This window comes from Nocardioides sp. PD653-B2, from assembly GCF_002117935.1.
GTDB lineage: Bacteria > Actinomycetota > Actinomycetes > Propionibacteriales > Nocardioidaceae > Nocardioides.
Genome location: NZ_BDJE01000008.1, coordinates 40,173 through 51,143, shown reverse-complemented (window position 1 = coordinate 51,143; position 10,971 = coordinate 40,173). Strand labels below are relative to the sequence as shown.

Genomic DNA, 10,971 nt, shown 5'->3' with positions numbered 1-10,971 from the left:
GCGGGTGCGGGGCACGGAATAGGCTGGACGCGTGATCGAGGTGGAGGACGTCCCCGAGCTGGTGAACCCGGTTGTCATCGCGGCCTTCGAGGGATGGAACGACGCCGCCGACGCCGCCTCCTCCGTCGTCGACCACCTGATCCGGGTCTGGGGTGCGCGGACGGTCGGCATGATGGACCCCGAGGAGTTCTACGACTTCCAGGTGAACCGCCCGATCGTCGGCTCCGACGAGCTCGGCCACCGCCGGATCACCTGGCCCAGCACCCAGATCGCGATCGCCTCTCCCCCGGACCTCGACCGCGACGTGATCCTCATCCGCGGCATCGAGCCCAACATGCGCTGGCGGCAGTTCTGCGCCGAGCTGCTCGCCGCCTGCGACGACCTCGGCGGCGAGCTCGTGATCACCCTGGGCGCGCTCCTCGCCGACACGCCTCACACCCGACCGATCCCGGTGACCGGCACCGCGACCGAGCTCGAGCTCGTCGACCGGCTCAAGCTCGAGCAGTCGACGTACGAAGGCCCGACCGGGATCGTGGGTGTCTTCCAGGACGCCTGCGTCCGGCTGGACATCCCGGCGGTGTCGTACTGGGCGGCGGTCCCGCACTACGTCGCGCAGCCGCCGTGCCCCAAGGCCACCCTGGCCCTGATCGGCCAGCTGGAGGAGCTGCTCGAGGTGAGCATCCCCCTGGGCGACCTGCCCGAGGACGCCCGCGCCTGGGAGCGCGGCGTCGACGAGCTGGCCGAGGAGGACGAGGACGTCGCCGACTACGTGCGCGCCCTCGAGGAGACGCGCGACACCACCGACCTGCCCGAGGCGTCCGGGGAGGCCATCGCCCGCGAGTTCGAGCGGTACCTCAAGCGACGCCAGGACGAGGCCTGACCCGGTCCGGATGGTGCGGTTTGGTCCCAAACCGCAGCTTTGGAGCGCTCCCAGTTGCGGTTTGGGACCAAACCGCACGCCGGAGGCGTGCGTCAGGGCTCGGTGATCAGCTCAGCCAGAGCGCGAGGCCGAGGGCGGCGTCGACGACGGCGAGCATCTGCATCGCGGCGTCCGGGTCGCTGGCGTCGGCCAGTCCGTCGGTGCCGAGGGTCGCGGCGACCCACCGGTCGACGGCGGCGGTCGCCCGCGGCGCGTCGAGGTCGTCGGCGAGCGCCGCGAGCACCTCGTCGACGACGGGCGCAGCGGGGGCACCGGCACCGAGCGACAGCGCCTTGCGCCAGCGCGCGACGTCGTCGACGGCCTCCCACAGCTCGGCGTCCTTCCACTCCCAGTCGCTGCGGTAGTGGTGGCGCATCAGCGCGAGGCGGATCGCCATCGGGTCGACGTCGCTGTTGCGCAGTGCGGACACGAAGACGAGGTTGCCGCGCGACTTCGACATCTTCTCGCCGTCATAGCCGACCATGCCGCCGTGGGCGTAGACCTGCGCGAACGGGGTGCCGGGGACCGCCACCTGGGCGTGCCCGGCGCACATCTCGTGGTGCGGGAAGACCAGGTCGCTGCCGCCGCCCTGGACGTCGAAGGCGCCACCCAGGTGCTCCTGGGCGATCGCCGTGCACTCGATGTGCCAGCCGGGCCGACCGGGGCCCCACGGGCTCGCCCACGAGGGCTCGCCGGGGACCTCGCCCCGCCAGACGATGCAGTCGAGCGGGTCCTTCTTGCCCGGGCGAGCGGGGTCACCGCCGCGTTCGGGGTAGATCGCGAGCATGGTCTCGCGGTCCCAGCCGGACTCCGCACCGAAGGCGGGGTCGGCGGTCACCGAGAAGTAGAGGTCGTCCTCGACCCGGTAGACCGAGCCCGCGGCCTCGAGCCGCTGGATCAGGTCGATCACCAGCGGGATCGACTCGACCGCACCGACGTAGTGCGCCGGCGGCAGCACCCGCAGCGCGGTCATGTCCTGGCGGAAGAGCTCCGTCTCGCGCTCCGCGAGCTCCACCCAGTCGACGTGCACCTTCGTGGCGCGCTCGAGCAGCGGGTCGTCGACGTCGGTGACGTTCTGGACGTAGGTCACCTCGTGACCGGCGTTGCGCCAGGCCCGGTTGAGCAGGTCGAACGCGACGTACGTCGCGGCGTGGCCGAGGTGGGTGGCGTCGTACGGCGTGATGCCGCAGACGTACATGCGGGCGGGGCCGTCGGGGGTGGTCGTGACGAGGGTCCCGGAGGGGGTGTCGTGGAGCGCCACCGGCGGACCCACCGCGGGCAGGGTCGGGATCTCGGGGGTAGGCCAGGCGCGCATGCGCAAAGACTATCGACTCACGTCAGAACGGCGGCCACGGGATGGCCGGCCACTCCCCGCGGGGCGACGGCATCACGGCGCGCTCGGCGAGCCGGTGGCAGCGGCGGCCGAGCGCGTCGATCTCGAGGTCGGTGAGATGGGCGGCCAGCGCGTCGCCGAGCGCTCCCCCGAGGTCGGCTCGGACGGCCCGCACCACGGCGACCTCTTCGGCGGTCAGGTCCTCGCCCAGCCAGCCCCACAGCACGGTGCGCAGCTTGTGGTCGGTGTGGAAGGTGAGGCCGTGGTCCACGCCGTACCGGTGTCCGCCCACCATCTCCAGCACGTGCCCGCCCTTGCGGTCCGCGTTGTTGACGACGATGTCGAAGACCGCCATCCGCCGCAGCGGCGCGGAGTCCTCGTGGATCAGCGACACCGGCCGGTCGTGCCCGTCGATACCGTCGAACACGTGCCGCCAGCCCGCCGGGACATCACCCTCGGGCACCAGGGTGACCGCCGCCTGTTCCTCGTCCGGCTCCTGCCAGCGCTGCACCATGCCGGGGCCGTGTGGCCCGTCGCGCAGCCAGGTCTCCGGCACGACGTCCCAGCCGCACGCCTCCGAGACGAGGTACGCCGCCCGCTCACGGTCGGCGAGGGTCCCGTCGGGGAAGTCCCAGAGCGGGCGTTCGCCGGCGACGGGCTTGTAGACGACCCGGACGCCGTCGATCTCGCCGACGAAGGTCGCGTTCGACGCGGGCATGATCCGGCCGTGGAGGGTGAGCTCGGCCTCGAGCAGGTCGGGTGTCACGGATCGCGGCGCCGGAAGCCGTTGGCGCGGACACACAGGTGCCCCTCGGGGTCGATCGGGTTGCCGCAGAACGGGCAGCTCGGACGGCCGGCCTCGAGGACCTGCTCCGAGCGCTTCACGAAGGCGCGGGCGACGCCGGCCGGGATCCGCACCAGGAAGACCTCCTCCGGGTCGGGCTCCTCGAAGTCCTGGTCGACCTGGTCGGGGCTCACCACCGCGGCCTCGGTGTAGGGGAAGACCTCGATCACGATGCGCTCGTCAGTCGGGTCCCACGACAGCGTCATGGTGCCGGCGCGGAACTCCTCCTCGATCGGCTGCTCGAGCGGCTCGGAGTCCTCGAGCCCGAGCGGGGCCACGGCCGGGATGATGGAGTCGCTGACCTCGCTGGACATCACGTCGTCGAGCAGCTCGTCGATGCGCTCGGAGAGCGCCTGCACCTGCTGCTTCTCGAGTGACACGCTGACGATGCGCGTGCCCGACCGGGCCTGGAGGAAGAAGGTGCGCTGTCCGGGCGGGCCGACGGTGCCCGCGACGAACCGCTCCGGCGGGTCGAAGCCGTGGACGAGAGGTGCCATGTCGTTCACCCTAGGAGGTCGCGGAAGGGCCGGCGCCACCGCCGACCGCGGCGTCGGTGGAGGACGCGGGGCCACGGCGGGAGCGGGAGGTCTTCTTGGCCGGCTTCGGCGCCAGCCAGGACAGGTCGCCGGCGTGCGTGTTCGTCGAGATGACGTAGGGGCGAGTGCCGGTGTAGCGCACGATCGAGATCGACGCGGGGTCGACGTGCAGGCGCTGGAAGAGATCGAGGTGCATGCCGAGCGCGTCGGCCAGGATCGACTTGATGACGTCGCCGTGGCTGACCGCGGCCCAGACCGCCCCGGGGCCGTGCTCGGCCTCGATCAGCGCGTCGTGGCGTCGTACGGCGGTGACGGCGCGGGCCTGCATCCCGGCCATCGACTCACCACCGGGGAAGGCCGCCGCGGAGGGCTGTGCCTGGACGGTCGCCCAGAGCTTCTCCTTGGCCAGCTCCTTCAGCGCCCGGCCCTGCCAGTCGCCGTAGTCGCACTCGGTGATGCCGCGGTCCGTCGAGACGCGGGGCGAGCCCGGCTGCGCCCGGGTGATGGCGCGCGCGGTCTGGCGGCACCGCTCGAGCGGGCTGCTCACCACCGCGGCCAACGGCACCGCGGCGAGTCGTTCGCCCGCCCGCTCCGCCTGCGTCGCGCCGGTGTCGTCGAGCTTCACGCCAGGGAGCCGGCCGGCGAGCATGCCGGAGGCGTTGGCCGTCGTCCGGCCGTGCCGCACGAGGATCAGGGTTGCCATGTCGTGGACCCTATCCAGCAGCACCCCAGCGAGCTCATGGCCTAGCGTGGTGGCGTGATCGTCGACTGCGCCCTCTATCGCAAGGGATCTCGTGTCGAAGGCCACAGCGACCCCCGCGAGCTGCGCAGCCGGGCGACCGAGGACGGCGACTTCGTCTGGGTCGGCATGCACCAGCCCACCGCGGCCGAGATCGCCGACGTCGCCGAGGTCTTCGAGCTGCACCCGCTCGCGGTCGAGGACGCCGTCCAGGCCCACCAGCGACCCAAGCTCGAGCGTTACGGCGACAGCCTGTTCCTCATCCTCAAGACGCTCTGGTACGTCGACGCGAACGACGCCGTGGAGACCGGCGAGATCGCGCTCTTCGTCGGGCGGGACTTCGTCATCAGCGTCCGCCACGGCCACGGCTCGGAGCTGCACTCGGCCCGGGAGTACCTCGAGTCGAGCGAGGCCGTCCTCCACCACGGACCGAGCGCGGTCGTCTACGCCATCTGCGACCGCGTGGTCGACGCCTACGCCGACGTCGTCAACGAGCTGGTGATCGACGTCGACGAGATCGAGGCGTCGGTCTTCTCCGACGAGCGGACCAACGACTCCGCCCGCATCTACACGCTGAAGCGCGAGATCTCCGAGGTACGACGGGCGGTGATGCCGCTCAAGGAGCCGATGAACCGCTTCGCGACCGGCGGCGTGCGCGGCGTGCCGGACGAGGCCGCGCCCTTCTTCCGCGACGTCGCCGATCACCTCGCCCGCGCGGCCGAGACCGTCGACTCGCTGGACTCGCTGCTGTCGACGGCCTTCGACGCCCACCTCGCCCAGATCTCGGTGCAGCAGAACGACGACATGCGCAAGATCTCGGCCGGCGTCGCGCTGGTGGCCGCGCCGACGCTGATCGCCGGCGTGTATGGCATGAACTTCGACCACATGCCCGAGCTGGGCTGGACCATCGGCTACCCGTTGGCACTGCTGCTGATGGTGTCGATCTCGGTCGGGCTGTGGATGTGGTTCAAGCGGTCGGGCTGGCTCTGACTCAGGTCGGCGACATCACGCCGGTCGCCAGGAGCACGATCAGCACGCCGCCCAGCGCGAGCCGGTACGGGATGAACCAGGTGATCGGGTGCCCGGCGACGAACTTCAGCAGCCAGGCGATCGAGGCGTAGGCGACCACGAAGGCGACGACGATCCCGACCAGCGCGACACCGACGCCGATGTCGCCGCTCATCGCGTCGGGCAGCTCGAAGATGCCCGCGCCGACCAGCGCCGGGATCGAGAGGAAGAAGCTCAGCTTGGTGGCGGTCACCCGGTCGAGGCCGCGGAAGAGCCCGGCGGAGATGGTCGCGCCCGACCGGGAGATCCCGGGCACCAGCGACACGACCTGGGTCAGGCCGACCACGATGGCGTCCGTCAGCCCGAGGTCCTTCTCGCTGCGCACCTGGCGGGCGGCTCGCTCGGCGAGCCACATCACCGCACTCCACCCGATCAGCGCCACGGCCACCACCCACAGCGAGCGCAGGTCACCGGTGATCAAGTCCTTGAGGAGCAGGCCTCCGACGCCCACCGGGATGCTGCCGACGATGATGTACCAGCCCATCCGGTGGTCGAGCTGGCCGCGGTACTCCGGCTTGACCAGGCCCACCGACCAGGCCTTCGCGATCCGCCAGATGTCGTTGAAGAAGTACACGACGACGGCCGCGATCGCTCCCATCTGGATGACGGCGGTGTACGCGGTGACGGCCTCGTCGGCGAGGTCCAGCCCGAGGGCCTTCTCGGCGATGGTGAGGTGACCGGTGCTGGAGACGGGGAGGAACTCGGTGAGCCCCTCGACGATGCCGAGGACGACGGCGTCGAAGTAGTTCATCGACTCGCTTTCGGGGTGAGTGCCGGGTTGCGGTGCGCGGGCCGCGCCAGCCTACGGCCCCGGCGTACCCACGTCGTTACGGCGAGCCGACGGCGCTCCGCGTGGCTCCTTTGGCTACCTTCTCCCCATGCAGCAGCGGCGTGTCGGCGCGACCGGCCTCACCGTGTCCCGGCTGGGACTCGGCACGATGACCTGGGGGCGCGACACCGACGAGCACGAGGCACGCGACCAGCTGATCTCGTTCGCCGAGGCCGGCGGGACGCTCGTCGACACGGCGGCCGGCTACGGCAACGGTGCCTCCGAGGAGCTGGTCGGCACCCTCATCGGCGACGTCGTCGCCCGCGACGAGATCGTGCTCGCGACCAAGGCCGGCATCAGCGCCCGCCGTGGCGGGCGTGAGTACAACACCTCGCGCGGTCACCTCCTCGCCACGCTCGACACCTCGTTGCGCCGGATGGGCGTCGAGCACGTCGACCTCTGGCAGGTGCACATCTGGTCCGACGAGACCCCCGTCGAGGAGACCCTCGCGGCCCTCGACACCGCGGTGCAGAGCGGGCGGGCGTCGTACGTCGGGGTGTCGAACTACTCCGGTTGGCAGACGGCCCAGGCCGCGACCTGGCAGCGGGCCGTGCCCGGCCGGGCGCCGCTGGCGTCCACCCAGGTGGAGTACTCCCTGCTCAACCGGGCCGTCGAGCACGAGGTGCTGCCCGCCGCTGCGGCGCTCGGTCTCGGCGTGCTGCCCTGGTCGCCGCTGGGGCGGGGCGTGCTGACCGGCAAGTACCGGTCCGGCACGCCGTCGGACTCCCGGGGGGCGTCCACACACTTCGCGAACTTCGTGAACCCCTACCTCGACGAGCGCGCGAGCGGCATCGTCGAGGCGGTCGCCCGCGCCGCCGACGGCCTCGGGTGGACCACCCTCGAGGTGGCCCTCGCCTGGGTCCGCGACCGGCCCGGCGTCACCGCGCCGATCGTCGGTGCCCGGACCGCCGCGCAGCTGCGCGGCGCCCTGGGTGTCGAGGAGCTGAGCCTGCCCGTCGAGATCACCGCTGCTCTCGACGACGTGTCCGCCGACTGACCACCTGACGCCGAACTGGGGGTTCTCATGAGCCGAGCACTGCGACGTCCGCCCGCCCCGGGGGTGGAGTGGGAGTTCGACAAGGTGACGTTCTCGCGGGAGTACTCGCGCAACGTGGTCACCAAGCTGCTGGTCGAACGCGCCGAACGCGGCGGCTGGGAGCTGGCGCGGGTCCACATCGGCGCCGACGGCACCCGCCGGGTCGTGCTGCGCCGCAAGATCATCCGCCAGGCTCGCCCCGACTTCTACCTGTAGGCGCCCGGCACCGAAGAATGTTGCGGATTGGTCCCAAACCGCAGGTTTGGAGCGCTCCCACCTGCGGTTTGGGACCAAACCGCGGGTCCGGAGGGCCAGCCGGGGAGGCCGGTCAGACGTCGTCGAGGAACCGGTCGAACACCCGCGCGCCGAACTCCAGCGCGTCGACGGGGACCCGCTCGTCCACGCCGTGGAAGAGCGCGGTGAAGTCCAGGTCGGCGGGCAGCCGCAGCGGGGCGAACCCGTAGGAGCGCATGCCCAGCTTGCGGAAGTGCTTGGCGTCGGTACCGCCGCTCATCAGGTACGGCGCGACGATCGCCTCCGGGTCCTCCGCGAGCAGCGAGCGGGTCATCGCGTCGACGAGGTCGCCGTCGTACGGCGTCTCCCAGGGCTGCTGGCGGCTGACGTAGTCGATCTCGATGTGCTCGCCGACCAGCTCGGCCAGGGTCGCGAAGAACTCGTCCTCGAAGCCCGGCAGGAAGCGGCCGTCGACGTGGGCGGAAGCCTCGGTCGGGATGACGTTCACCTTGTAGCCGGCGCTGAGCATCGTCGGGTTGGCGGTGTTGCGGATGACCGCGCCGAGCATCCGGGCCGCGCTGCCGAACTCCTCGATCAGCGCGGGCGCGTTCTCGGGCGTCGCCTCGGTGCCGGCCAGCTCCCCGACGGCCGCGAGGAGCGTCTTCATCGTCGGCGTGAGCCGCACCGGCCAGTCGTGGGCGCCGATCCGGGCGACCGCGGTGGCCAGGTCGGTGATCGCGTTGTCCTGGTTGATCATCGAGCCGTGCCCGGCCCGGCCGCGGGCGGTGAGCCGCATCCAGGCCATGCCCTTCTCCGCGGCCTCGATCAGGTAGATCCGGCGGCCGCGGACGGTCGCGCTGAAGCCGCCGACCTCCCCGACCGTCTCGGTGCAGCCCTCGAGCTGCTCGGCGTGCTGCTCGACGAGCACCTGGGCGCCCTGGTGGCCGCCGGCCTCCTCGTCGGCTGTGAAGCACAGCGTGACCGGACGCTCCGGCACCCGGCCGTCACGCTGGCGGGCCCGCACGACCGACAGCAGCATCGCGTCGAAGTCCTTCATGTCCACCGCGCCGCGGCCCCACACGTAGCCGTCCTGGATCTCCCCGGAGAACGGGTCGACCTGCCAGTCCGATGCCTCAGCGGGTACGACGTCGAGGTGTCCGTGCAGCAGCAGCCCGGCTCCGGTGCTCCCGCCCCACTGGGCGATGACCGACGTGCGACCCGGTGCGGCTTCGTAGAGCGTCGACTCGATGCCCACCTCGTCGAGCAGCGTCGCGACGTACTCGGCGGCCTTGCGCTCACCCGGCCCGTCGTCGTTGCCGTAGTTCGTCGTGTCGATCCGGATCAGGTCACGACAGAGCTCGACCACCTCGCCGGCCGGGTCGTGGGCGCCGTTCGGGGACTGGTTCGCCATGACCCCAGCATGTCACTCGCAGGAGGCGATCCCGATGCGGGGAAAGCCCGACCCCTTTGCTAAAGTTTCACTCGCACTCGTCCGGGTGGCGGAATTGGCAGACGCGCTAGCTTGAGGTGCTAGTGACCTTTAACGGTTGTGGGGGTTCAAGTCCCCCCTCGGACACTCAGAAGGCCCCGGCTCCACGGGGCCTTTTGTTCATTTCGCCCCCACGTGTCGGCCGTCCGGAACCGGGTGAATTGCACTGTTGTCATTTAACCGACACGCCCGGCGTGTCTCCTTGACAATTTCAGTCACACCATTCCCACGAGGGCACTTTTGTCCCTAGACTCCCACCCGTGTCGCTGCGGTCCCGCCTGCTTGCGCCCGTGACCACTGCCCTCGTCGGGGGGTTGGTCCTCGGGCTGCTGGCGCTTGCCCCGGCGCCGGCGACGGCCGCCGACCGGCCGGTCGACACGGCGTCGCACCGGCACCGCGAGGAGCCGTCCACGGCGGTCTTCGCCCGGAGCTCCTACCTCTGCTACGGCTACACGGACTGCCGCGAGAAGGGCATGTTCAACGGCGGCTACGCCCAGAACAACAAGAAGATGTACTGGCGGATGTACTCCGGCCACAACTGCACGAACTACGCGGCGTACCGGATGGTGAAGAGCGGGCTGCCGAACGAGCGCCCGTGGTCCGGCGGCGGCAACGCGACCTACTGGGGCGGCTCGATGCCCAAGATCACCGACGACGTCCCGCGGGTCGGCGCGGTGACCTGGTGGAAGGCCAACACGGGTCCGGCTGGCTCCTCCGGCCACGTCGGGTACGTCGAGCGGGTGGTCTCGGCCGACGAGATCATCATCTCCCAGGACAGCTGGGGCGGGGACTTCTCCTGGGCGGTCATCACCCGCGGCAGCGGCAACTGGCCGAGCGGCTTCATCCACTTCAACGACGTCCCGCTCCTCAACCAGGCGGCGCCCGTGATCTCCGGCATCGCGAAGGTCGGCTCGGTGCTGTCGTCGTCGTCCGGCACGTGGAAGCCCGCGGCCGCGGACGTGGCGTACCAGTGGTTCGCCGACGGCACGCCCATCAAGGGCGCCACGGCCGCCACCTTCAAGCTCACCCGGGCTCAGCTCGACCACCAGATCACGGTCACGACGACCGGCTCGATGCTCGGCTACCCCGCGAAGTCGGTGTCCTCGGCCGCGACCGAGACCGTCCAGCCCGGCGCGCTGAAGAACGTCGTCTCCCCCACCCTGGCCGGCGAGGCGAAGGTCGACTCGACCCTCACCCTCGCGCCGGGCGAGTGGACGCCGACGCCGACGACGCTGCGCTACCAGTGGTTCGCCGACGGCCAGCTCATCGAGGGTCCGGCCGGCGACACGCTCGCCATCGGACCCGACCTGGTCGAGCGGGCCATCACGGCGACCGTGACGGCCAGTGGCGCCGGGTACGACGACGTCACCGTCACGACCGCGGCGACCGCACCGGTCGCGCCGGGCACGTTCACGGTGGACACGCCTCCCAGCCTGCTCGGTGAGGCCCGGCTCGGGCAGCAGCTGACCGTGGACACGGGCAGCTTCCGGCCGACCGACGCCGACGTCTCCGTCCAGTGGCTGCGCAACGGCGAGCCGGTCCTCAACGCCACAGGCTCGACGTACCAGATCAGCAACATCGACCTGGGCTCGCGGATCTCGGCGCGGATCACCCTGTCGCGGGCCGGCTACACGACCACGACGGCGGAGACGCCCAGCACCGTGCTGCTGAAGTCCGACCCGAAGATCGCGGTGCAGACGACGCCGGGAGCCCACCGGGTGCGCGTCACGGTCACGGTCACGGCGCCGGGCGTCGACGCCGTCAGCGGCCCCCTCGTGGTCCGGATGGCCGGCATCGCCAAGGCGGTCACGCTGCGCAACGGCACCGCCACCCTGACGCTCAAGGGCCTGCCGCAGGGCAAGCGCACCATGACGATCCGCTACGGCGGCAGCGACACGGTCATGCGGCTGGTCGCCACCCGGAGCGTCCGGATCGGCTGACGCG

11 protein-coding genes and 1 tRNA gene are annotated in these 10,971 nt (G+C 71.2%); 6 read left to right on the top strand and 6 right to left on the bottom strand.

Translation table 11 applies throughout. The annotated features are described in order from the left end of the window. Positions 1–31 precede the first annotated feature (31 nt). Positions 32–880 carry a PAC2 family protein gene (locus PD653B2_RS03250; RefSeq protein WP_085870891.1) on the top strand — a complete coding sequence of 283 codons (849 nt, stop codon included), beginning with the start codon at positions 32–34 and terminating at the stop codon, positions 878–880. A gap of 106 nt (positions 881–986) precedes the next feature. Here PD653B2_RS03250 and mshC read toward each other — a convergent pair whose 3' ends face one another. From mshC to PD653B2_RS03230, 4 genes are read right to left on the bottom strand one after another with little or no spacing between them, the layout of a single operon-like run. Beyond that, a complete protein-coding gene (gene mshC, locus PD653B2_RS03245; RefSeq protein ID WP_085870890.1) occupies positions 987–2,234 on the bottom strand; it encodes a cysteine--1-D-myo-inosityl 2-amino-2-deoxy-alpha-D-glucopyranoside ligase in 1,248 nt (415 codons plus the stop codon). A gap of 22 nt (positions 2,235–2,256) precedes the next feature. Beyond that, complete coding sequence (locus PD653B2_RS03240) at positions 2,257–3,018, bottom strand: SCO1664 family protein (protein WP_278247416.1); 762 nt, start codon at positions 3,016–3,018, stop codon at positions 2,257–2,259. Continuing rightward, the gene (locus PD653B2_RS03235; protein ID WP_085870985.1) at positions 3,015–3,593 is read right to left on the bottom strand and encodes a DUF3090 domain-containing protein; all 579 of its coding nucleotides are present in this window, start codon (positions 3,591–3,593) and stop codon (positions 3,015–3,017) included. Before PD653B2_RS03235 ends, PD653B2_RS03240 begins: the two co-directional genes overlap by 4 nt. Before the next feature lie 10 nt (positions 3,594–3,603). Further along, the gene (locus PD653B2_RS03230; protein ID WP_085870888.1) at positions 3,604–4,335 is read right to left on the bottom strand and encodes a histidine phosphatase family protein; all 732 of its coding nucleotides are present in this window, start codon (positions 4,333–4,335) and stop codon (positions 3,604–3,606) included. 54 nt (positions 4,336–4,389) lie between these two features. Between PD653B2_RS03230 and corA the strand changes: the two genes are divergently transcribed. Next, positions 4,390–5,361 (top strand): magnesium/cobalt transporter CorA, encoded by a 972-nt coding sequence (corA, locus tag PD653B2_RS03225; RefSeq protein WP_085870887.1) that lies wholly within the window; start codon positions 4,390–4,392, stop codon positions 5,359–5,361. A gap of 1 nt (position 5,362) precedes the next feature. On the opposite strand, the gene PD653B2_RS03220 is transcribed toward corA, so the two are convergent. Continuing rightward, a complete protein-coding gene (locus PD653B2_RS03220; protein WP_085870886.1) occupies positions 5,363–6,190 on the bottom strand; it encodes an undecaprenyl-diphosphate phosphatase in 828 nt (275 codons plus the stop codon). A gap of 127 nt (positions 6,191–6,317) precedes the next feature. On the opposite strand from PD653B2_RS03220, the gene PD653B2_RS03215 reads away from it, so the two are divergent. After that, complete coding sequence (locus tag PD653B2_RS03215) at positions 6,318–7,265, top strand: aldo/keto reductase (RefSeq protein ID WP_085870885.1); 948 nt, start codon at positions 6,318–6,320, stop codon at positions 7,263–7,265. Between the two features lie 27 nt (positions 7,266–7,292). After that, entirely contained in the window at positions 7,293–7,520 is a 228-nt protein-coding gene (locus PD653B2_RS03210; protein WP_085870884.1) for a DUF5703 family protein, read from the top strand. Positions 7,521–7,632: 112 nt separating this feature from the next. Here PD653B2_RS03210 and PD653B2_RS03205 read toward each other — a convergent pair whose 3' ends face one another. Then, the gene (locus PD653B2_RS03205) at positions 7,633–8,949 is read right to left on the bottom strand and encodes a M20/M25/M40 family metallo-hydrolase (RefSeq protein WP_085870883.1); all 1,317 of its coding nucleotides are present in this window, start codon (positions 8,947–8,949) and stop codon (positions 7,633–7,635) included. A 79-nt stretch (positions 8,950–9,028) separates the two neighbouring features. Between PD653B2_RS03205 and PD653B2_RS03200 the strand changes: the two genes are divergently transcribed. Both PD653B2_RS03200 and PD653B2_RS03195 read left to right on the top strand, forming a co-directional pair. After that, positions 9,029–9,114 (top strand) — tRNA-Leu (locus PD653B2_RS03200). Positions 9,115–9,317: 203 nt separating this feature from the next. Then, complete coding sequence (locus PD653B2_RS03195) at positions 9,318–10,967, top strand: CHAP domain-containing protein (RefSeq protein WP_133058887.1); 1,650 nt, start codon at positions 9,318–9,320, stop codon at positions 10,965–10,967. Positions 10,968–10,971 lie beyond the last annotated feature (4 nt).